This window comes from Actinosynnema sp. NPDC023794 (genome assembly GCF_040639675.1).
In the GTDB taxonomy this organism is placed as follows: Bacteria; Actinomycetota; Actinomycetes; order Mycobacteriales; family Pseudonocardiaceae; genus Actinosynnema; species Actinosynnema luteola.
Genome location: NZ_JBFAFR010000008.1, coordinates 112,812 through 132,584, shown reverse-complemented (window position 1 = coordinate 132,584; position 19,773 = coordinate 112,812). Strand labels below are relative to the sequence as shown.

The 19,773-nt window shown below is 71.8% G+C and carries 22 protein-coding genes; 14 read left to right on the top strand and 8 right to left on the bottom strand.

Features of this window, described 5'->3' with window-relative positions:
• Positions 1 to 58: 58 nt before the first annotated feature.
• Together AB0H12_RS19455 and AB0H12_RS19450 are read left to right on the top strand one after the other, a co-directional pair.
• A complete protein-coding gene (locus AB0H12_RS19455) occupies positions 59 to 562 on the top strand; it encodes a MaoC family dehydratase (RefSeq protein WP_499624233.1) in 504 nt (167 codons plus the stop codon).
• Between the two features lies 1 nt (position 563).
• Positions 564 to 1,649 carry a DUF2332 domain-containing protein gene (locus AB0H12_RS19450; protein ID WP_499624232.1) on the top strand — a complete coding sequence of 362 codons (1,086 nt, stop codon included), beginning with the start codon at positions 564 to 566 and terminating at the stop codon, positions 1,647 to 1,649.
• A 13-nt stretch (positions 1,650 to 1,662) separates the two neighbouring features.
• On the opposite strand, the gene AB0H12_RS19445 is transcribed toward AB0H12_RS19450, so the two are convergent.
• Positions 1,663 to 2,076: an NUDIX hydrolase gene (locus AB0H12_RS19445; RefSeq protein ID WP_499624231.1), complete on the bottom strand. Its 414-nt coding sequence runs from the start codon at positions 2,074 to 2,076 to the stop codon at positions 1,663 to 1,665.
• 142 nt (positions 2,077 to 2,218) lie between these two features.
• On the opposite strand from AB0H12_RS19445, the gene AB0H12_RS19440 reads away from it, so the two are divergent.
• The 5 genes from AB0H12_RS19440 to AB0H12_RS19420 all read left to right on the top strand — a co-directional run bounded on the left by AB0H12_RS19440 (position 2,219) and on the right by AB0H12_RS19420 (position 5,111).
• Entirely contained in the window at positions 2,219 to 2,377 is a 159-nt protein-coding gene (locus AB0H12_RS19440) for a hypothetical protein (RefSeq protein ID WP_170185132.1), read from the top strand.
• Between the two features lie 40 nt (positions 2,378 to 2,417).
• Positions 2,418 to 2,978: a PH domain-containing protein gene (locus AB0H12_RS19435; RefSeq protein ID WP_073896001.1), complete on the top strand. Its 561-nt coding sequence runs from the start codon at positions 2,418 to 2,420 to the stop codon at positions 2,976 to 2,978.
• A 14-nt stretch (positions 2,979 to 2,992) separates the two neighbouring features.
• A complete protein-coding gene (locus AB0H12_RS19430; protein ID WP_499624230.1) occupies positions 2,993 to 3,850 on the top strand; it encodes a PHP domain-containing protein in 858 nt (285 codons plus the stop codon).
• Between the two features lie 108 nt (positions 3,851 to 3,958).
• Positions 3,959 to 4,798: a RecB family exonuclease gene (locus AB0H12_RS19425; RefSeq protein ID WP_230567256.1), complete on the top strand. Its 840-nt coding sequence runs from the start codon at positions 3,959 to 3,961 to the stop codon at positions 4,796 to 4,798.
• Positions 4,799 to 4,808: 10 nt separating this feature from the next.
• A complete protein-coding gene (locus AB0H12_RS19420; protein WP_499624229.1) occupies positions 4,809 to 5,111 on the top strand; it encodes a hypothetical protein in 303 nt (100 codons plus the stop codon).
• Between the two features lie 139 nt (positions 5,112 to 5,250).
• Here the strand turns inward: AB0H12_RS19420 and AB0H12_RS19415 are convergent, their stop codons facing one another.
• The 3 genes from AB0H12_RS19415 to AB0H12_RS19405 all read right to left on the bottom strand — a co-directional run bounded on the left by AB0H12_RS19415 (position 5,251) and on the right by AB0H12_RS19405 (position 9,845).
• Entirely contained in the window at positions 5,251 to 6,123 is an 873-nt protein-coding gene (locus AB0H12_RS19415) for an alpha/beta fold hydrolase (RefSeq protein ID WP_499624228.1), read from the bottom strand.
• Between the two features lie 42 nt (positions 6,124 to 6,165).
• A complete protein-coding gene (locus AB0H12_RS19410; protein WP_499624227.1) occupies positions 6,166 to 7,560 on the bottom strand; it encodes an Rv3212 family protein in 1,395 nt (464 codons plus the stop codon).
• A 641-nt stretch (positions 7,561 to 8,201) separates the two neighbouring features.
• Positions 8,202 to 9,845 carry a DEAD/DEAH box helicase gene (locus tag AB0H12_RS19405; RefSeq protein WP_499624226.1) on the bottom strand — a complete coding sequence of 548 codons (1,644 nt, stop codon included), beginning with the start codon at positions 9,843 to 9,845 and terminating at the stop codon, positions 8,202 to 8,204.
• 346 nt (positions 9,846 to 10,191) lie between these two features.
• Here AB0H12_RS19405 and AB0H12_RS19400 point away from each other — a divergent pair, with 346 nt between their 5' ends.
• Both AB0H12_RS19400 and AB0H12_RS19395 read left to right on the top strand, forming a co-directional pair.
• Positions 10,192 to 10,887, top strand: coding sequence for a ferritin-like fold-containing protein (locus AB0H12_RS19400; RefSeq protein WP_499624225.1), 696 nt, complete (start codon positions 10,192 to 10,194; stop codon positions 10,885 to 10,887).
• A gap of 41 nt (positions 10,888 to 10,928) precedes the next feature.
• The gene (locus AB0H12_RS19395; RefSeq protein WP_499624224.1) at positions 10,929 to 11,159 is read left to right on the top strand and encodes a DUF3107 domain-containing protein; all 231 of its coding nucleotides are present in this window, start codon (positions 10,929 to 10,931) and stop codon (positions 11,157 to 11,159) included.
• Between the two features lie 101 nt (positions 11,160 to 11,260).
• Here AB0H12_RS19395 and AB0H12_RS19390 read toward each other — a convergent pair whose 3' ends face one another.
• Together AB0H12_RS19390 and AB0H12_RS19385 are read right to left on the bottom strand one after the other, a co-directional pair.
• The gene (locus AB0H12_RS19390) at positions 11,261 to 11,563 is read right to left on the bottom strand and encodes a DUF4873 domain-containing protein (RefSeq protein ID WP_499624223.1); all 303 of its coding nucleotides are present in this window, start codon (positions 11,561 to 11,563) and stop codon (positions 11,261 to 11,263) included.
• Positions 11,563 to 12,297 (bottom strand): TetR/AcrR family transcriptional regulator, encoded by a 735-nt coding sequence (locus tag AB0H12_RS19385; RefSeq protein WP_230567248.1) that lies wholly within the window; start codon positions 12,295 to 12,297, stop codon positions 11,563 to 11,565. The genes AB0H12_RS19390 and AB0H12_RS19385 overlap by 1 nt, the downstream gene beginning before the upstream one ends.
• Before the next feature lie 84 nt (positions 12,298 to 12,381).
• On the opposite strand from AB0H12_RS19385, the gene AB0H12_RS19380 reads away from it, so the two are divergent.
• Positions 12,382 to 13,281, top strand: coding sequence for an AurF N-oxygenase family protein (locus tag AB0H12_RS19380; protein ID WP_499624222.1), 900 nt, complete (start codon positions 12,382 to 12,384; stop codon positions 13,279 to 13,281).
• A complete protein-coding gene (locus AB0H12_RS19375) occupies positions 13,278 to 14,186 on the top strand; it encodes an alpha/beta fold hydrolase (RefSeq protein WP_499624221.1) in 909 nt (302 codons plus the stop codon). Before AB0H12_RS19380 ends, AB0H12_RS19375 begins: the two co-directional genes overlap by 4 nt.
• 241 nt (positions 14,187 to 14,427) lie before the next feature.
• Here AB0H12_RS19375 and AB0H12_RS19370 read toward each other — a convergent pair whose 3' ends face one another.
• Positions 14,428 to 15,075, bottom strand: coding sequence for a TetR/AcrR family transcriptional regulator (locus AB0H12_RS19370; protein ID WP_053716225.1), 648 nt, complete (start codon positions 15,073 to 15,075; stop codon positions 14,428 to 14,430).
• Positions 15,076 to 15,215: 140 nt separating this feature from the next.
• On the opposite strand from AB0H12_RS19370, the gene AB0H12_RS19365 reads away from it, so the two are divergent.
• From AB0H12_RS19365 to moeZ, 3 genes are all read left to right on the top strand, one after another.
• Positions 15,216 to 16,199, top strand: coding sequence for an alpha/beta fold hydrolase (locus AB0H12_RS19365; protein ID WP_499624220.1), 984 nt, complete (start codon positions 15,216 to 15,218; stop codon positions 16,197 to 16,199).
• A gap of 82 nt (positions 16,200 to 16,281) precedes the next feature.
• Positions 16,282 to 17,310: a DUF3152 domain-containing protein gene (locus AB0H12_RS19360; RefSeq protein ID WP_499624219.1), complete on the top strand. Its 1,029-nt coding sequence runs from the start codon at positions 16,282 to 16,284 to the stop codon at positions 17,308 to 17,310.
• A 182-nt stretch (positions 17,311 to 17,492) separates the two neighbouring features.
• Positions 17,493 to 18,665: an adenylyltransferase/sulfurtransferase MoeZ gene (moeZ, locus tag AB0H12_RS19355; protein ID WP_499624218.1), complete on the top strand. Its 1,173-nt coding sequence runs from the start codon at positions 17,493 to 17,495 to the stop codon at positions 18,663 to 18,665.
• A gap of 52 nt (positions 18,666 to 18,717) precedes the next feature.
• Here the strand turns inward: moeZ and AB0H12_RS19350 are convergent, their stop codons facing one another.
• Entirely contained in the window at positions 18,718 to 19,704 is a 987-nt protein-coding gene (locus AB0H12_RS19350) for a serpin family protein (protein ID WP_499624216.1), read from the bottom strand.
• Between the last annotated feature and the right edge of the window lie 69 nt (positions 19,705 to 19,773).

Sequence of the window (19,773 nt, the reverse complement as noted above, 5' to 3'; positions counted from 1 at the left end):
CGGAGTGGTCCTCGATCACACCGACCTCACACTGGTAGCCGGCCAACGGAGGCGTGCGGTGCAGTTCGGGCGTTACTACGAGGAGTTCGAGGTCGGCGCGGTCTACAAGCACTGGCCCGGCAAGACGGTCACCGAGTACGACGACCACCTGTTCTGCCTGCTCACGATGAACCACCACCCGCTGCACATGGACGCGCACTACGCGGCGGAGACCACCGACTTCGGCAAGAACGTCGTCGTCGGCAACTACGTCTACTCGCTGCTGCTGGGCATGTCGGTGCCCGACGTGTCGGGCAAGGCCATCGCCAACCTGGAGGTGGAGTCGCTCAAGCACGTCAAGCCCACGTTCCACGGCGACACCATCTACGGTGAGACCGAGGTGCTGGACAAGACGCCGTCGAAGTCCAAGGACGACCGCGGCGTGGTCCACGTCGAGACCCGCGGGTACAAACAGGATGGAACGGTCGTCTGCGTGTTCCGCCGGAAGGTCATGGTGCCCAAGCGCTCCTACGGCGAGGCGCGCGGCGGCGAGCAGCCGGGCAGGCCCGAACCCAAGGAGTGACGTGACCTCGCTGGATCTGGTGCGGCAACGATTGGCCCGGTTCGCGAAGAGCGAGGCGCACGGCGTCTCGCCGCTCTACGAGCACCTGGCCTCGCACGCCGCCGACGATCCGGAGGTCGCCGGTCTGCTGACCGCCGCCCCGGAGCGGTTCGCGCACGCGACCCTGCTCCTGGCGGCGGCGCACCGGCTGGTGCAGGCCGAGCCGTTCCACGAGCTGTCCAACTACTACCCGTCGCTGGGCGGCACGTACGGCGCGGACGAGAGCACCTGGCGGCTGTTCCGCGAGTTCGTGCTCGACCGGGCCGACAAGGTGCGCGAGCTGGTCGCCACCCGGACCGTGCAGACCAACGAGGTGCGGCGGGCCACGCTGCTGTACCCGGCGCTGGCGCGGGTCAAGGGGCCGGTCGGGCTGCTGGAGGTCGGCTGCTCCGCCGGCCTGCTGCTCGGCCTCGACCAGTACGGCTACCGCTACCAGACCCAGCAGGCGGGCCAGCTCGTCGCGGGGCCCGCGAAGGCGGCGCTCGGGCTGCACTGCGCGCTGGAGCTCGCGCCCGGCGCGGAGCTGCCGAAGATCCCCAAAACGGTGAAGATCGCGGCCAAGGTCGGGCTGGACCGGGCGCCCGCCGACCTGACCGACGAGGACACGTACGCGTGGCTCGAGGCGTGCGTGTGGGCCGACCAGCCGGAGCGGCTGCGGCTGTTCGGCGTGGCCGCGACCGTGCAGCGCAAGTCGCCGCCGGAGTTCGTGGTCGGCGACGCGGTGGCCGACCTCGGCAAGGCCGCCGACCGCGTGCCCGAAGACCTGCCGCTGGTGGTCCTGACCAGCAACGTCCTGCCGTACGTCGCGGGGGAGGAGTTCGTGGGCGCGCTGCGCGGGCTCGGCCGCCCGGTGTGGTGGTTGAGCCACGAGGGGTACGCGGCGGGCCTCGTCCACGTGCTGCCGGACCGGGACGACCTGCGGCCCGGCGCGGACGAGCCGGCCTTCGGCGTGATCGGACTGGTCCGGTTCGAGGGCGGCGAGGTGCGGTCGGCGCAGGCGTTGGCCAGGACGGCGCCGCACGGCCAACGGTTGGTGTGGCTCCCCTGATCGGGGGAGACGATCACGAACGGGGGAGTTGGCCCCAGGCGCCGAGGGTCTCGTGGAGCATCTCGGTCAGTGGAAGTGTGGCCAAGATCGCAGCGTCGGCCCAGCGCGCGTCCACCGCGTCGTCGCCTGGTCGGAGGACCCCGGATCGCACCTGGCAGGCGTAGTCGTGGATCTCGTAGACACCGCGTGGCGCCGGACGGGTGACGCTGCCGATCAACGCCCCGACCGTCACGGAGAGTCCCGTTTCCTCGCGCAGTTCCCGCACAATTGCGGTCTCGTCGGATTCGCCGGGTTCGACTCGGCCACCCGGTAACGACCACAGTCCCTCACCTGGAGGATTGCCCCTTCTCACGAGTAGCAGTCGCCCGTTCGAGTCGTGGACGATGCCGCCGACACAGCGGATCCGGAGCTCACGTTCGGCCGTCACGATCACGAAGCGTAGTCACACCGGGTTGGCGGTGCAGGACGCTGACCCAAGTGCGGTACAAATCTCCCGACGTGTCGCGGAGTGCGGTACAACGGTTTTCACTGGCGCCAAACGGGTGCGGTAGCGAACGGGGTTGATCACCGTGAATCTGAAGAAGATTCTCACTTTCGCCGGGGTCGGCTTGGTCCTGTTCTTCCTCATCGCGGAGCCTCAGCAGGCGGCTCAGCTGGTGCAGAACATCCTGGGCACCCTGCGGGAAGCCGCTGAGGCGCTCATCACCTTCGTGAAACAATTGTTCTGAGTCGACCGGCTCCTCCCTCCCACGGCGAGAGGTCGAAGGCATGTTCGCACCACGGGACCCCGACGAGTACCTGCTCCCCACGGAGCGTCGGGTCATCCGGGTACGCAGGCACTGGAGCAGTCTGCTCTGGGATCTCCTCGAGGCGGGCGCGCTGCTCGCCGGCGCGATGATGATCTCGTACCTGCTGCCCGACAACGCGGGCATCATCCAGAACATCCTCTGGTACGCCTCGCTGTTCGTGCTGCTCAGGCTGGCCTACTTCGTCATGGAGTGGTGGGTGGAGCGGATCGTCGTCACCGACAAGAGGTTCATGATCTCCTCGGGGGTCTTCGAGACCAAGGTCGCCATGATGCCGATCAGCAAGGTCACCGACCTCACCTACGAGCGGTCGGTGCTCGGGCGCATGTTCGGCTTCGGCACCCTGGTCGTGGAGTCGGCGGGTCAGATCCAGGCGCTCAACCGGATCGAGTACCTGCCCAACCCCGAGGAGGTCTACGACGCCATCTCGGAGTTGACCTTCGGTGACAAGAAGGCCCAGGCGGAGCGCTTCTCGATGATCAAGGCGCAGCGGGCGGCGCGCGGCAAGAAGATGGTGCCGTAGTTCAGACTGGGTGGGTGCGCATCGACCTGCACACCCACTCGACCGAGTCCGACGGCACCGACACGCCCGCGGAGTTGGTGGCGGCTGCGGCCGCCACCGGCTTGACCGCGGTCGCGCTCACCGACCACGACACCGCAGCCGGCTGGGCGGAGGCGGCCAACGCGCTGCCACCCGGCTTGAAGCTGGTGCGCGGCGCCGAGCTGTCCTGTGCCTCCGACGACGGCCGGGGCCGGGTCATCACCGTCCACCTGCTCGCCTACCTGTACGACCACACCTCGCCCGCGTTGGTGGAGGAGCAGCTGCGGCTGCGCCTGGAACGACGGCACCGGCTGCGCCGGATGGCCGAGCGGATGGTCGCCGACGGGTTCCCCATCGACCCCGACGAGCTGATGGCGGCCATGCCGACCGACGCGCCCGCCGGACGTCCCCACCTCGCCATGGCGTTGATCCGGGCCGGTGTCGTGTCCACCGTCGACGAGGCGTTCGCCCGGTACCTCACGGGCGGCCGGTACTACGTGCCGCGCACCGACACGCCCGTGGCGCGGGCGATCGAGATGATCGCGGAAGCCGGCGGGGTGACCGTCCTGGCGCACCCCTTCGCCACCTCGCGCGGCCCGATCGTGACCGACCAGGTCGTGGCGGACCTGGCCGGCCTGGGACTCGCCGGCGTCGAGGTCGACCACCCCGACCACGACCCCGCGACGCGCGTGCGGCTGCGCGGCCTGGCGGGGGAGCTGGGGCTGCTGACCACCGGGTCCAGCGACTACCACGGCACGAACAAGACCGTGGGGCTCGGCGCGGAGACCACGTCGCCGGAGGTCCTGGACGCCCTGGCCGACCGGGCGACCGGGTGCAAGATCCTCGTCGGCTGACCACGGCCCCCGCGAGGACGCGAACGACCGACTTCCCGGCGACCTCGCCCGCGACGCCGGAGGCGGCGCAATCCAACACTGTCGGACCGGGTGGGTAGCTTGAACCCCGTGCAGGAGCAGCTTGGGTTCGACTTCGGCGCGATGCCGAAGAAGCTGGTGCGGGTGACGCCGGCGAAGCTCGCCACGTGGGCCGACTGCCCGCGCCGCTTTCGCATGGCCTACCTCGACCGGCCGTCGCCGCCGCGCGGTGGGGCGTGGGCGCACAACACCCTCGGCGCGGTCGTGCACAACGCGTTGAAGGCGTTGTTCGACCTGCCCGCCCAGCGCCGCACGCCCGAGCAGGCGGTCGCGCTGCTGCACCGGCAGTGGAAGAACGACGGGTTCCGGGACGCCGAGCAGGCGGGCGTGTACCGGGACCGGGCGGTCGGGTGGGTGCGCGACTACGTCACCGAGCTGGACACGTCGATCGAGCCGGTCGGCATCGAGCGCTGGGTGTCCACGCCCACGTCGAAGATCGTCGCCGAGGGCCGCGTCGACCGGATCGACCTGCGCGACGGCGAGCTGGTGATCGTCGACTACAAGACCGGGCGGCACGCGCTGACCGTGGACGACGCGCGGGGATCGCAGGCGTTGGCCCTGTACGCGCTGGCGGCCCGGCGGACGCTGCGCAAGCCGTGCCACCGGGTCGAGCTGCACCACCTGCCCACGGGCACGGTGTCGGTGTGGGAGCACACCGAGGAGAGCCTGGGGCGGCACGTGTCGCGGGCCGAGGAGGCGGCGGACGAGCTGCGGCTGGCCACCGACACGCTGGAGGCGGGCGGCGACCCGGAGATCCTGTTCCCGCCGCGCACCGGCAACCAGTGCACGTGGTGCGACTTCCGCCGGTCGTGCCCCGAAGGGCAACGCGCGGCGCCGTCGCTCGACCCGTGGGCGTTGCTCGCGCCGTAGAGTTGGCCGCGTGACGATGGTGGACAGCGGACCCGAACCACGCCTGGCCAGGCTGTGGCGCGGCGTCAGCGGCGCGCTCGCCGTCGGCTTGGTGCTGCTGACGTTGGGCTTGATCGGCGTGCAGGTCTACGCGGGCTCCCGCGACCTGCCCGGACCGGGGTTGGACGTGGTGGCCGGGCACGGCGTGGCGGCCGTCGCCGCGGTGGTGGCGCAGGTCGTGGCCGATCGACGCCGAGGCTGGGCGGTGGCGTGGTGCGGCCTGCTGGTCGTGCTGCTGGCGGCGTCGACCCTGTGGTTCTTCTGGTGGGCTTAGTTCCGCGGCCGTCAGCCGCCCGGTTCCCAAAGGAGCCGTCGTCCACGCCGATGAGCCTCCACCACTGCCCGTAGCGCCCGCAGAGGTCGCCGCCCACCCCGGGACCAGTTGGACTGGTCCCACACGCTGCCGGGCCGGGTCAGGAGAGCCAGGCGCGCCAGGTCGGCAGGAGCGTGGCCAGCAGGGCGTCCGGGGCCTCGGTGTTCGGGTTGTGCATCACGCCGGGCAGCACGGCGAAGTCGGCGTCGAGGCGTTCGGCCATGTCCCGCTGGCTCGCGGCCGACCAGGCGTCGTCCAGGTCGCCGCACACGACCAGGCACGGGATGCCACCGGACCGGGCGACCCTCGCCAGCTTGGCGACCAGGTCCGGTTCGGCGCGCAGCGCCTCGCCCATGCCGAGCAGCCCGACGGGAGACGAGCGGACGAACCGCTCGCGGTAGAAGTCCTTCAGCTCCTGGGGGACCATCCGCCAGCGCGGGTTGAGCGCCTGGCGGGTCTCGTTGACTTCCTGCGACGCCTCGATGCCCTGCTCGCGGAGCACGATCTCGCCGTAGTCCAGTGCGGTCCGGCGCTCGCCCGGCGGCAGTTCGGACGGGCCGGACGCCATCAGCGTCAACCCCGCGACGGGCGCGCCCGCCAGCACCGCGCCGCGGGCGACCAGTCCACCGAACGAGTGACCCAGCAGCAGCACCCGCCTGCCCTCGGCGGCCAGCTTCGCGACCAGCTCGGCCACCGACGCGCCCAGCGCCTCGGGCCGGTAGTCGGATTCGAGGAGCGGGCCGGGCGACTCGTACTGGCCCGGCAGGTCGATCGCCACGACCTCGATGCCGGCGTCGGCTATCGGGTCGACCAGCGGCGCGAAGTCCTCTTTGGACCCCGTGTAGCCGGGGAGGAGCAGCGCGGTCGCGCCGAGGTCGGGCCCGGCGGCGGGCGCGTGCAGGGCCGCGATCGGTCCGTGCCTGCCGGGCAGGTCCACGCGTTGCGCCCGGTGCGGGCTGAACTGCGAGTGCACGTCTGGCAGTCTGCCGCACCGGCCGCGTGGGCGCGTGGCGCGTTACCGCAGTGCGACGAGCGTGCCGCCGCGCTGCTCCAGCACGACCGGGCCCTCGGTGGCCATCTCGACCGGGCCGGTGTGGTCGCCGCGGTCGACCGGGACCGAGGCGATCTCCTCGCCGGTGATCTGGTCGAGCACCTTCAGCCCGTCGTCGACCGGCAGCAACAGCCGCCCGGCGAGCGTGGTGCCCGCGCCGAGGGTGTCGTTCGCGGTCCACAGCGGGTTCAGCTCGGTCAGCGACAGCGCGACCGTCTTCGACCCGGTGAACCAGTAGACGTTCGCGGTGCTGGTGAACGTCGACGCCACCCGTCCGGGCGGGTCGCCGGCGAGTTCCTCGGCGGTGACGTCGACCGGGTAGCTGCCGATCGACGAGCCGGTCTCGGAGTCGAACACCACGAGCCGGCCCGGCACGGCCAGCGCGACCCGGTTCGCCGTCACCGCGATCACCCTGGCGCCGTTCTCGCCGGTCACGGTGGAGGTGATGACCTGCGGCTCGTCGGACTTCTCGGGGTTGGGCTTGAGGATGGTGAGGCGGTCGGACGGGTCCAGGGCGGGGCAGCGCTCGATCAGCGCGATCTTGCCGCCGGTGACCGCGAACGAGTGGTACGTGCAGCCGGTGCGCGGCTGCTTGTTCGGGTTCACGATCGCGCGCAGGGCGCCGTACTCCATCGAGCGGACCAGGTCGTCGCGGCGGTAGACCTCGACGTAGGACCCGCCGGTGGTGAGCACGTGCGAGCCCTCGTTCAGCAGGCGGGTGCCGAACTCGGCGTCGCCGTTGCGCTGCGGTCCGCGCTTGCCGGAGGCGTTCTCGAGGGTGGTGACCTCGGAGCAGTTGGTGTCCTTGCGGTGCACCGCGAACACCCGGCCCCAGGCCGTGGAGACCGTGCAGAGGGGGAGGTCGCGGGCGTAGCGCCAGCGGACGTCGCCGGTGAGCGCGTCGCGGCCGACGACCTCGCCGCCGTCGCCCGTGACGACGACCGAGTCGAGGTTCACCGGGACCGGCGTCGCGCCGCTGGGGGCGCGCCAGATCTCGGACAGCGTCGGCGGCATCGCGGTGGCCGGCTGCAGCGGGGTGATCTCGGACGGGCCGGTCTGGCTGACGGTGTTGCGGGCGTCGCTGGTCAGCCACAGCACGAGGCTCGCCACCAGCACCGCGACCACGACCAGGGCCAGGCCGATGAAGTCGCCCCTGGTGCGCCACGACCTGGACGGCACCGGCTCGCGCGGCTCGTCGTCGTGCGGTCCGGCGTCGTGCGGTCCGGCGTCGTGCGGTCCGGCGTCGTGCGGTTCGCCGTCGTCCTGCGGCTCGACCTGGGATTCGACGGGCTGCGCCAGGACGTCTTCCTCGTCCAGCACGACCTGCCCGTTCGACTCCGCCTGCTCCGGCTGGCCCACTGCCCGGCTCCCGATGGTCGGTGATCTATCGCGTTCGTCTGGCGACATGCTGCCACCACCGGGAAGAGGTCGGTGTGAGGCGGCGGCACCTACCGTTCCCCGCGGCGTTCCGCGGCCCGCGGTCCACCCGGCCCGGCGCGGCGATGACGCGGCTCCGGCACCGCTGCGACGCGGCCCTGACCGCGCCTGCCCGGGCCGTTCTCGGCGGCTCCACCTGCCCAGCCCGGGGCCGCTTCGCCGGCTCGTCTGTGCCCAGTCCGGGGCCGTTTCAGCGGCTCCGCCTGAGCCGGCGCGGGCTGTGCTGTCCGCGGCCTGGCCCCGTCCGGGTCCGTTCGCCTGGCCTGGCCCGCGGCCCCGTCACGGCGGCCCCTTCACCGCGGCCCTAGTGTTCGGGCTGGGCGGCGTGCGGGTCCGGCGGGTGGCCTGCCGTCCGCGTCCGGCGGCCCGGTCCTCGCGGTCCGGGCCGGTTCCGGTTCGGGCGGCGGGTGGGTTGCCCAGGGGTCCGGGTTGGTTCGGGGCTCCTCGTTTCAACCGAGGTGCGGTAACAGTGTTTCCGTACATTTTCGGGCGATGATCACCCGATCGTGTTGCCGGTCGAGTCGGGCAGCGCTCGGAACCGCGCTGCCCACCACGATTGTTCCCTACTCGGCCGGCGCGGACTCGGCCGACTCGCCGCCCGTGCGGCGGCGCCTGCGCCTGCGGGGGCGTTCGGCGTCACCGGCGGACGAGGCCGACGACTCCGGCGCACCTGCGGTGACCTCGGCGGACGCCTCGGCGGCCGTTCCGCTCTCACCGGCGGCCGGCGACACGCCACCACGGCTGCGGCGGCGCTTGCGCGGCCTGGTGCCGCCTTCCTCGCCCGACCCGGAGCCGGTGGTGCTGCCGCCGCCGTTGCCGGACTCGGTGGCCGGTGCCGCGTCACCCGCCCGACCGCTGCGCCGGCGCTTGCGCGTCTTCTTCTCGCCCTTCAGGTTCTCCTCCGGCTCGGCGTCCAGGCCCGCACGCGTGCGCAGCCCCAACGGCAGCCGACCGGTCGAGCCCGCCGGGATGTCCAGATCCGCGAACAGGTGGTCCGACGTCGAGTACGTCTCCACCGGCTCCGGCTTGCCCAGGTCGAGCGTGTCGCTGATCATCTTCCACCGGGGCATCTCGTCCCAGTCGACCAACGTCACCGCGACACCCGTGCGCCCCGCCCGGCCGGTGCGGCCGATGCGGTGCACGTAGGTCTTCTCGTCCTCGGGGCACTGGTAGTTGATCACGTGCGTGACGCCCTCGACGTCGATGCCGCGGGCCGCCACGTCGGTGGCCACCAGCACGTCGATCTTGCCCGAGCGGAACGCCCGCAGCGCCTGCTCGCGCGCGCCCTGCCCCAGGTCACCGTGCACGGCCGCCGCGGCGAAACCGCGTTCGACCAGGTCGTCGGCCACCTTCTGGGCGGTGCGCTTGGTCCTGGTGAACACCATGGACAGGCCGCGCTCGCGGGACTGCAACGCCCGCGCCAGCAGTTCCGACTTGTCCAGCGCGTGCGCCCGGTAGACGAACTGCTCGGTGCGCTCGTGGATGGCGCCCGCGTCGTTCTCCTCGGCCCGCACGTGCGTGGGCTGGTTGAGGAACGTGCGCGCCAGCGTGATGATCGGGCCGGGCATGGTCGCCGAGAACAGCATGGTCTGCCGCTCGTCGGGCACCATGCGCAGGATCCGCTCGATGTCGGGCAGGAAGCCCAGGTCGAGCATCTCGTCGGCCTCGTCCAGCACCAGCCCGCGCACCTTGCCGAGCACCAGGTGGCGCTGCTCGGCCAGGTCGAGGAGCCGGCCCGGCGTGCCGACGACCACGTCGACGCCCTTGCGCAGCGCCGCGATCTGCGGCTCGTAGGGCCGGCCGCCGTAGATGGCCAGCACGCGCACGTTGAGGTGCTTCGCCGCGTCGGTCAGGTCGTGGGTGACCTGCAGGCACAGCTCGCGCGTCGGAACGACGACCAGCGCCTGCGGCGTCCCGTCACCGGGCGTGACGATGCGTTGGAGCAGCGGGATGCCGAAACCCAGCGTCTTGCCGGTTCCGGTGCGGGCCTGGCCGATGACGTCGTCGCCGGCCAGCGCCAGCGGCAGCGTCAGCTCCTGGATGGCGAACGTGCGGTGGATGCCCGCCTCGGCCAGGGAGCGCACGATCTCCTCGCGCACCCCCAGCTCGCCGAACGTGGGCGAATCGGGTTTGACCGGGGCGTCGGCCACGAGCGGGTGCGAGGTGTCGTCTTCGGGGACACCCGCCTCGCTGTGCTCCAAGGCCACCGGGTCGATATGGGTCTCTTCGTTCGTCGCGGTCAGGATGATCGCCTCTCTCGTACCAGCGCGCCACGGCCTGTACGGGCCGCTCGACCGCGTCACCGCCACTCGGCCGGGGGGCCGGGCGGGTCGCGGGAGGGCCAGCGAGGTGTGTGCGCGCACCCTCTCCTGGCGGCACGGTGCCGCCGCAGTTCAGCCTTCGGCACCGCTGCGAGCCCCCACTGGGCCGCGCCGCGCCGGGCGTCATCTGTCGAGTCTACCCGCCGACTAGGCCGATCGGGCTGGTTCGCGGCGTCGAGTGCGGTTTCGCGTGCCCAGGGTGTTGTCAACGACACCCGACTAGGCTCGTGGCATGAGCGACCCGGGAGTGGATGCAGCGGTGGGCCAGGTTGCGGTGGGTGACGGTGGCCCGGTGGCGGAGGGTGTCGTGGACCTCCTCGGCGCGCTCGCGTACGGCGAGCTGTCGGCGTTCGACCGGCTCGCCGAGGACGCCAGGACCGCGCCCACGCTGTCCGGGCGTGCCGCGCTGTCGCAGATGGCGGCGGCCGAGATCGGTCACTACGCGCTGCTGGACCGGTACCTGGCCGAGCGCGGCCACTCGCTGGAAGAGGCCATGCGACCGTTCGCCGCGGGCTTCGACGGCTTCCACGCCTCCACGGCGCCGCGCTCGTGGCTGGAGTCGCTGGTGAAGGCCTACGTCGGGGACGCCCTGGCGGCCGACTTCTACCGCGAGGTCGCCGAGTGGCTGGACGAGCCGACCAAGGAGCTGGTGCTCGCGGTGCTGGCCGACACGGGCCACTCGGCGTTCGCCGAGCGCGAAGTCCGGTCCGCCTGCGACGACGACCCGAAGCTGCGAGACCGACTCACGTTGTGGGGTCGCCGGCTGCTCGGCGAGGCGTTGACGCAGGCCCAGTACGTGGTGGCGGAGCGGGATGGGCTCGCGGAGCTGATCGTGCGCGGCTCGGGCGACCTCGCGGGCATCGCGGCGCTGTTCCGGCGGCTCCAGCAGAGCCACACGCGCCGCATGACAGCCCTCGGGCTCGGCTAGGGTTGGTGTTCGAAAGCCATCAACGCCGCACGGAGGTCAGCGTGGAGGTCAGGGTCGGGATCGCGGACAGCCCGCGGGAGCTCGTGGTGTCCAGCGGGCTCACCCCCGAAGAGGTCGAGGCGCAGGTCCAGGACGCGCTGAAGGCCGGCGCCGGGCAGCTCGTGCTGGTCGACCAGAAGGGCGCCCGCTACGTGGTGCCGGCGGCGCGCATCGCGTACGTGGAGATCGGTCCGAGCGACTCGCGCCGGGTCGGGTTCGTCTCCGGCGACTGAGCGTCCGCGCGGCACTCAGCCGAGCGAACTTCGCCGCCCGGGCGACCGGGCACGAGAAGGGGCACCCGATCGGGTGCCCCTTCCGCGTTTCCCACCCCTGGTCAGCCCACCGTGAACGGCGGCGTGGAGGTGCCCGCCACGCGGTAGCGCCGCCAGGGGTCGGGGTCGGTGAGCGAACCCGTCGCCGAGCCGTCGGGCGTGCGCAGCAGCGCGGTCCGCGCACCACCCTCCACCAGCTCGGTGACCTGCTCGTTCGCGCCGACCCGGCCGTACCAGTGGTAGCGGCCGTCGATGGGCTGGAAGTAGCCGCGCAGCTCGACGCTGACCGGCACCTCCCGCTGGTCGAACACCAGCACGGCCGCGCCGGTGTAGCCCTCTTCGTCGTGCTCGTGCTCTTCGGACATCACGCCTCCTCGACGTCGACGACCCGCAGCCGGGGTCCTTCGTGCCGGTCACCGTCGGTGAACTCGGTGGTCAGCGGCGCCTCCGGGTCGAGTGCCACGCCCGCGGAGCGGAGCAGGCCGTCGATGGCGTGCCAGATGATCGTGGTCAGGTAGTCGCTCAGGCTCGCCCGCGTCATCGACTGCCGGTCGAGCCACCAGTCGCCGGCGTTCTGCACCATGCCGACCAGCGCGTGCGCCCACGGCTCGGCGCCGCCGGAATCCATGTCGAACGCCCGCAGGTAGTCGCCGAGCAGCCGGGCCAGGGCCGCCGCGATCAGCTGCTTGTCCTCGTTGACCACGTCCTGCTCGACCGGCCGGTCGGTGAACGACTTGCGCACCACGAACCGGTACAGGTTGGGGTGCTCCTCGATCACGGACAGGTACGCGTCGACGATGCCCTGGATGCGGGGGCGGATCGGACCGTCGAGGTCGATCGCGGGCCCCATCTTGTCCATGAGCATCTCGGTGCCGCGCCGGCCGACGGCGAGGTAGAGGTCGGACTTGTCGGCGAAGTGCCGGTAGAGCACCGGCTTGCTGACGCCCGCCTCGGCGGCGATCTCGTCCATGCCCACGTCCGGGCCGTGCTTGGCGACGGCGCGGATCGTGGCCTCCACGAATTCGGCGCGCCGCGCCTCGCGGTGCCCCTTCCACCGTTCCCGCCGGGCGTCGGTGCCGCCCTTGACAGTTCGAGCCATGTGACGCACGCTACCAGAAGTAACCGTTACCTCAAGTAGCAGATAACTCAAGTTACAGATAACTCTCCCCGGGAGGGACCACCGATGACGAAGGCCTTGAAGGTCGCGGACCGCGAGAAGACCGCCGAGCGCCTGCTCAACTCCTCGGCCGACAAGTTCTACGACCCCGAGGTCGACATCGACTGGTCCGCGCCCCTGGTCGACGGCCTGCGGTACACGCCGGAGCACCGGTGCTCGCTGTACGGCACCGAGCTGTGGGACCGGATGAGCCCGGAGCAGCGCGTCGACCTGTCCCGGCACGAGGTCGCGAGCGTGGCCAGCGTCGGCCTGTGGTTCGAGATCCTGCTGATGCAGATGCTGCTCAAGGAGGTCTACCGCTCGGACCCGACGACCAAGCACGCGCAGTACGCGCTGACCGAGGTCGCCGACGAGTGCCGGCACTCGACGATGTTCGCCCGGATGGTCGAGGCGATCGGCTGCCCGCCCTACGGTCCCCGCCAGTACACCTACCAGCTGGGCAAGCTGCTGCCGGTGATCGGCTACGGGCCCGCCCTGTACGGGTCGATCCTGGTCGCCGAGGAGATGCTGGACCGGTTGCAGCGCGAGACGATGGCCGACGAGACCGTGCAGCCGCTGGTGCGCATGGTCAACCGGATCCACGTGCTCGAAGAGGCCCGGCACGTGCGGTTCGCGCGGGAAGAGGTCGTGCGCGGCATGGCGAAGTTGACCAAGAAGGAGCTGCCCTACCAGCGGTGGCTGCTCGCGACCACGTCCATGTTCATCACCCGGTCGCTGATCAACCCGGACGTGTACGCGGCCGTGGGGCTGGACAAGGACCAGGCGCACAAGGCCGCGCTGGCCAACCCGCACTGGCAGGAGAGCATCCGCTGGTCGGGCGAGCGGATCATGAAGTTCCTGGACGAGGTCGGGCTGGTCGGCAAGCCGGGCATGCGCGCGTGGCGCCGCTCGTTCCTGCTCGGATGAGGGCTCGGGTGGACGCGCCGGCCATCGGGGGCGAGGGTCGGACGTCGGAGGCGGGCCGGCGGTTCGTGACCTCCGACGGCACGGCGCTGCACGTCGTGGACAGCGGGCCGCGGGACGCCGAGGTGACCACCGTGCTGCTGCACGGCTGGACGCTGGACCACACGTCGTGGGACCTGGTGGCGTCGGAGCTGCCGGGACGCGTGCTGCGGTACGACCACCGGGGTCACGGCGGCTCGGCGCCCACGCCGGCCGGGACGGCGACGATCGCCCGGTGCGCGGACGACCTGGCCGAGCTGGTCGCGGCCCGCGTGCCGACCGGGCGGCTCGTGCTGGCCGGTCACTCGATGGGCGGCATGACGATCATGGCGTTGGCCGAGCAGCACCCCTCGCTGCTCGACCGCGTCGACGGCGTCGTCCTGATCGCCACCTCTTCGGGTGAACTCGCCGGGTCGACGCTGGGGCTGCCGGGGCCGTTCGGCCGGGCGTTCGTGGCGGGGGAGAAGGCCGTCAACCGGCAGATCGTCCGGTTGCGGCGGGCTGAGCTGCTCAAGCGCACCGAGGTGGTCCGGCCGGGGCTGCGGTGGCTGCTGTTCGGCAAGCGTCCGTCGTGGCGGGACGTGGCGATGACGGCCGCGATGGTCGGCCGCTGCCACCCGGTGAGCATGGTGGGGTTCCGCGACTCGCTCGACGAGCACGACCGGCGCACGGCGCTGGCCGGGCTGGCGGGGATCCGGACGGTCGTGCTGGCGGGCGCGGAGGACCGGCTGACGCCGCTGCGGCACGCGCGCGTGCTGGCCGACGAACTGCCGCACGCCGAGCTGGTGATCCACCTGGGCGCCGGCCACATGCTGCCCTTGGAGAGGGCGGAAGAGGTCATCGCGCACATCACCGCGCTGCTGCGTTGACCTGCCTTCGGCACCGCGACGGAGGTCGCTGTGGCGAGGTCGCCCTGACGAAGGCGCTGTGGCGAACCGGTGGACGGCCGCCTCGGACCAAGGGTCCCCCCGCGAAGGGGAACCCTTGATGTGATCCTGCCGGCAACCACCGACAACCTCCGCGCGTCCACGGCGACCCTGTGGACAACTGGGCGCGGCGGCGATCGCCGGTGAGGGCCGTGGTCGGGGGCGGCCCTCACCGGCGTGACGCTCAGTGCTGCAGCGGGAAGCCGCCGCCGATGCCCCGCCAGGCGAGGTTCGAGATCAGGGCGACCGCGTCCTCTTTCGCGAGCTTCCGGTCGTCCGCGAGCCACGCGCGTGCCGTGACCTGCGACAACCCCACCAGGCCGACCGCGAGCAGCCGCGCGCGGTGCTCGTCGAGGCCCGCGTCGGCGGTGATCGTGTCGGTGATGGCCTCGACGCTGTCGGTCGTCGCCCGCTCCACGGCGCGGGCCACCGCGGGCTCGCCGCGCAGGTCCGACTCGAACACCATCCGGAACGCCTGGCCCTCGCCGTCCACGAAGTCGTAGAACGCGGCGACGGCGGCCTTCACCCGCTGCTTGTTGTCCGTCGTGGACGCCAGCGCACCGCGCACGCGGTTCACCAGCTCGTCCACGTGGGACTCCAGCAGCGCCATGTACAGCTCGAGCTTGCCGGGGAAGTGCTGGTAGAGGACCGGTTTGCTGACCCCCGCGCGTTCCGCGATCTCGTCCATCGCGGCGGCGTGGTAGCCGTTGGTCACGAACACGTCCTGCGCCGCGGCCAGCAACTGGGCACGTCGAGCGGTCCGCGGGAGCCGTACACCCCGCCCCGCCGCGCCGCCGTGGTGCCCGACCGCAGTCTGGGCCGTCTCCGTCATGGTGCCTCCAGCCAACCAATCACTTCGCGGAACCGGGAAAGGGGTTGCCCTTCCGGCTCGTCGGCAACCTTACTCGCTGGTAGCAGCGTTCCAAGCATGCTTCCCGTTTCGTAGGACGCCCGGCCAGGCATCCTGGGGTGGTGACCGAGACGCTGGAGGCCCGCAGGACCGCCCTCACCCACGTGCCCCTGTCCACCGCGCCGCTACCTCCGCTGGACACAACGATCCAGCCGTGGCCTGGTGACTACGTCGAGGTGGGCGGGCACAGCGTGCACGTCCGCCGCACCGCGGGACCGGCCGGGTCGAAGGCGGTCTACGTGCACGGGCTGGGCGGCTCGGCGACGAACTGGACCGACCTGGCCGCGCAGTTGCGCGAGCACGTCGAGGGGCACGCGCTGGACCTGCCCGGTTTCGGCCGGTCCGAACCGATCGACGGCTACGACTTCCGGATGACCACCCACGCGCGGGTGGTCATCGAGTACATCGAGTCGCTCGGCCCCGACCCGGTGCACCTGTTCGGCAACTCCATGGGCGGCGCGATCACGCTGATGGTCGCCGCCACCCGGCCCGACCTGGTCCGCACCCTGACCCTGGTCTCACCGGCCGTGCCGGACCTGCGGCCGAGCCTGCGCCGGGTGTCGGACCGGCGGTTGCCGCTGGCGTTCCTGCCGGTCGTCGGCCCGCGGGTGCAGGCGCAGCTGGCCGCGATGACGCCGCGTGAGCGCACCCACCAGATGCTGCGGCTGTGCTTCGCCGAGCCCCACTCGGTGCCGGCGAACCGGATCGAGCAGAGCGAGCGGGAGTACACCGAGCGGTCCGCCCAGGCGTGGGCCGGCAACGCGCTCAGCGCCAGCACGATCGACCTGATCCGCTCGTGGCTGGTCCCGAGGTCGAGGTCGATGTGGCTGCTGCCGCCGAAGATCACCGCGCCGACGCTGGTCGTGTGGGGCACGGAGGACCGGCTGGTCAGCGTGCGCAAGGCGCCGCGGGTGGCCAGGCTGATCCCGCGCGGCCGGCTGCTCGTGCTGCCGCGCACCGGGCACGTGGCGCAGATGGAACGGCCGGTGTCGGTCGCGCGCGCCGTGGCGGGCATGTGGGAGGCGGTCGAGCGGCGGGCGTGGTGACCCCTGATCGGTTCAGCGGGTCGATGACGCGCAGGTCACCTGGAGTCCGCCGCCGAAGTGCGGTTGTGGCACCCTGGTTGGCGTGAACCGGACGTCGCAGGGCGCGCGTGACACGGCGCCGTCCTCTGATGACCGGCCGCCGCTGTCCGAAGACCGCTACCGCCGCGGCACGCGCCGCACCGGCGCCGAGCCGCTGGCCGCGTCCTGGGAACCGGCCGGCCGGAGGCGCCGCAAGCGCCGCAGGGGTGTGAAGGGCCTGGTCGCGGGCTACGGCTGGCGGATCTACGCCATTCCCGTGCTGCTCGTGCTCACGGCCCTGGTCGTGCTGGACACCGCCGCGCCCTCGACGTCCGCCGGTGGCGAGACGAACCCCACCACCGGTTCGTCCGCGACGTCGACCACCACCGGGCCGCCCGAGGCGACCGAGAGGCCGCCGGGCGACATCGACCTGAAGAACTTCCCCACCGCGCAGCTGCCGGAGGGGCCGAAGTACTCCGAGCAGGGCGCGGGCACGTTCGCCGTGGTGCCGGGCAGCACCCAGCCGGCGGGGACCGGCGGCAAGCTCTACCGGTACGCGATCGCCATCGAGGACGGGGTCGAGCCGGCGGACTACAACGGCGACCGCGAGGCGTTCGCCCGCACGGTCGACGGCATCCTGGCCGACCCGCGCAGCTGGATCGGCACCGGTCAGGTGTCCATGCAGCGCGTCGAGGGCGGACCGGTCGACTTCACCGTGAGCTTGACCACCACGAACACCACCCACTCCCTGTGCGGCTACTCGATCAAGTTCGAGTCGTCGTGCTGGCACGACGGGACCAAGCGGGTCATCATCAACACGTCCCGGTGGGTGCGCGGCGGCAAGGTCTACGGCAGCGACCTCAGCGCGTACCGGACGTACGCGATCAACCACGAGGTCGGCCACGTGCTGAAGAACCCGCACGAGGGCTGCAAGGAGAACGGCAAGGCCGCGCCGGTGATGATGCAGCAGTCGTTCGGCGTGGCCAACGACTACGTCGCCCAGCTCAACCAGGTCGACTCTTCCAACCGCTACGCCGTGGAGGCCAACGGCCTGGTGTGCACCCCCAACCCCTTCCCGGTCGCACCGCAGTGACGTGGCGCCGCCTCCGGCGTCGCGGCTCGGTCGCCGGGAAGTCGACCGTCCGAGTCGACCTCGCGGCGGGTGAGGCGTGAGGGTGCCGTCCCGCGCCTTGGGACGACTTCCCATCCGGGAAGACGGACGGGCAGGCTGGTGTTGTCCGTCGGTAAGGACATGTTTCGTCGAGGAGGACTCAGATGGCGCTTCCGCCGCTCGTGGAGCCCGCAGCGGAGCTGACCAAGGAAGAAGTAGCGCGCTACAGCCGCCACCTGATCATCCCGGACGTCGGGGTCGACGGGCAGAAGCGGCTGAAGAACGCGAAGGTCCTGGTCGTCGGCGCGGGTGGCCTGGGCAGCCCGGCCCTGCTCTACCTCGCGGCGGCGGGTGTCGGCACGCTCGGCGTGGTCGACTTCGACGTCGTCGACGAGTCGAACCTCCAGCGTCAGGTCATCCACGGTCAGTCGGACATCGGCAAGCCCAAGGCGGAGTCGGCCCGGGACTCGGTGGCCGAGATCAACCCGTTCGTGAAGGTGGTCCTGCACCAGACCCACCTGAACTCGGAGAACGCGCTCGACATCTTCCGCGACTACGACCTGATCCTGGACGGCACGGACAACTTCGCCACCCGGTACCTGGTCAACGACGCGGCCGTGCTGCTGGGCAAGCCGTACGTGTGGGGCTCGATCTTCCGGTTCGAGGGCCAGGTCAGCGTGTTCTGGGAGGACGCGCCCAACGGCCAGGGCCTGAACTACCGCGACCTCTACCCGGAGCCCCCGCCGCCCGGCATGGTGCCGTCGTGCGCCGAGGGCGGCGTGCTGGGCGTGCTGTGCGCGTCGATCGGCTCGGTGATGGTGACCGAGGCGATCAAGCTGCTGACGGGCATCGGCGACCCGCTGCTCGGGCGGCTCATGGTCTACGACGCCCTGGAGATGTCCTACCGGACCATCAAGATCCGCAAGGACCCGGAGAGCCCGAAGATCACCGAGCTGATCGACTACGAGGCGTTCTGCGGTGTCGTGTCCGACGACGCGCAGCAGGCCGCCGCGGGCAACACGATCACGCCGCTGGAGCTGAAGCAGAAGCAGGAGAGCGGGCAGGACTTCCTGCTGGTGGACGTCCGCGAGCCGCACGAGTACGAGATCGTGAAGATCCCGGGCTCGGTGCTGATCCCGAAGGACCGCATCCTGTCGGGCGAGGCGTTCGCGGAGCTGCCGCAGGACAAGCAGGTCGTGCTGCACTGCAAGTCGGGCGCGCGCTCGGCCGAGGCGCTCGCCGTGCTGCACCAGGCCGGGTTCAAGGACGCCGTGCACGTGGGCGGCGGCGTGCTCGCCTGGGCGCGCGAGGTCGACCCCTCGCTGCCGACTTACTGAGCTGACGACCGACGCCGGGGCTGCCTTCAATGGCGGCCCCGGCGTCGTGCGTTCACGGCTCGGTCACCTCGGCCAGGAACAGCAGCAGGCCGGTGCCCCGGTGGCGCACGGCCAGCAGGAACGGCCGGTCGAACCGCACCACCAGGGCCTCCTCGGGGTCGTGCCACCCCATCGCGGCGATCACCGCCGTGGCCGCGGCGCCCTCGAACCCGTGCTCGTCGAGCGTGAGCTTCGCCTGGTGCAGCACCTGCTCCACCAGCAGCCACGAGTCGAACAGCGGTCCCGCCCCGAGCGCGCGCAGCGGCTCGACGAGTGCCGTGGCCGCCTCCAGGTCCACCTTGGGCAGGTACAGGTCGACCTCGGTGAACCTCACCCCGGTGATCAGGTCGGCGAGCGCCTCCCCGTCGAGCTCCGCCGTCGCCAGGGGCTGGTCGGGTAGCAGGGCGACGACGTCCAACGCCTCCTCGCACGGGATCAGCACGGACCGCCAGCCGTGCCGCGCGGCGTGGCCGAACGCGCCGGTCCGGCGCATCGTCGGCACCATCCGCTTGCCCGACGGGGCCCGGAACTTGCGGGGCCGCGTGTCCTCCTCCGGGAAGTCCTCCGCCCACGCGCCCTTCGCGTGCAGCGCGTTGACCAGGACGGCGAGGGCTCCGGGCGTGATGGCGCCGGGTGGGACGGCCTGCCGGACCAGGCCCCGGGTCAGCTCGCGCACCGCCTCGTTGATCACGACGTGCGCGTGCTCGTCCAGCACCAGCCGCCGCACGTCCGGGTGCTCCGCCGCCGGGGCGGCCGGGTCGACCCAGATGGTGTCGGCCGAAGTCACGGCGGGCTCGTCGGCCGCGACGGCGAGCAGCTTCACCGTCCGGTCGACGTCGGCGCGCAGCACCTCGGCCACGGCGGACGCGGTGTCCTCGCCCGCCACGCCCGCGGCCCGGCACAGCGCCGCGGCCACGGAGAACGGCGACCAGCAGCGGTTGCCGGCGGGCAGCGCGCGGTGCAGGGTGAGCGCGAACGCGGCGTGCGTGGCGTCGGTCACGTCACAAAACCTCCAATCGAGACCGCAATAATGCGGTTAGGCCGAATGCGTGGACACCACGTGTTCGAA

What these genes read in the sequence shown, in the direction of transcription:
- AB0H12_RS19380 (WP_499624222.1), top strand. Translation starts at nt 12,382, where the DNA reads ATGACGAAGGCCTTGAAGGTCGCGGACCGCGAGAAGACCGCCGAGCGC.
- AB0H12_RS19375 (WP_499624221.1), top strand. Translation starts at nt 13,278, where the DNA reads ATGAGGGCTCGGGTGGACGCGCCGGCCATCGGGGGCGAGGGTCGGACG.
- AB0H12_RS19400 (WP_499624225.1), top strand. Translation starts at nt 10,192, where the DNA reads ATGAGCGACCCGGGAGTGGATGCAGCGGTGGGCCAGGTTGCGGTGGGT.
- AB0H12_RS19390 (WP_499624223.1), bottom strand. Translation starts at nt 11,563, where the DNA reads ATGTCCGAAGAGCACGAGCACGACGAAGAGGGCTACACCGGCGCGGCC.
- AB0H12_RS19385 (WP_230567248.1), bottom strand. Translation starts at nt 12,297, where the DNA reads ATGGCTCGAACTGTCAAGGGCGGCACCGACGCCCGGCGGGAACGGTGG.
- AB0H12_RS19435 (WP_073896001.1), top strand. Translation starts at nt 2,418, where the DNA reads ATGTTCGCACCACGGGACCCCGACGAGTACCTGCTCCCCACGGAGCGT.
- moeZ (WP_499624218.1), top strand. Translation starts at nt 17,493, where the DNA reads ATGGCGCTTCCGCCGCTCGTGGAGCCCGCAGCGGAGCTGACCAAGGAA.
- AB0H12_RS19370 (WP_053716225.1), bottom strand. Translation starts at nt 15,075, where the DNA reads ATGACGGAGACGGCCCAGACTGCGGTCGGGCACCACGGCGGCGCGGCG.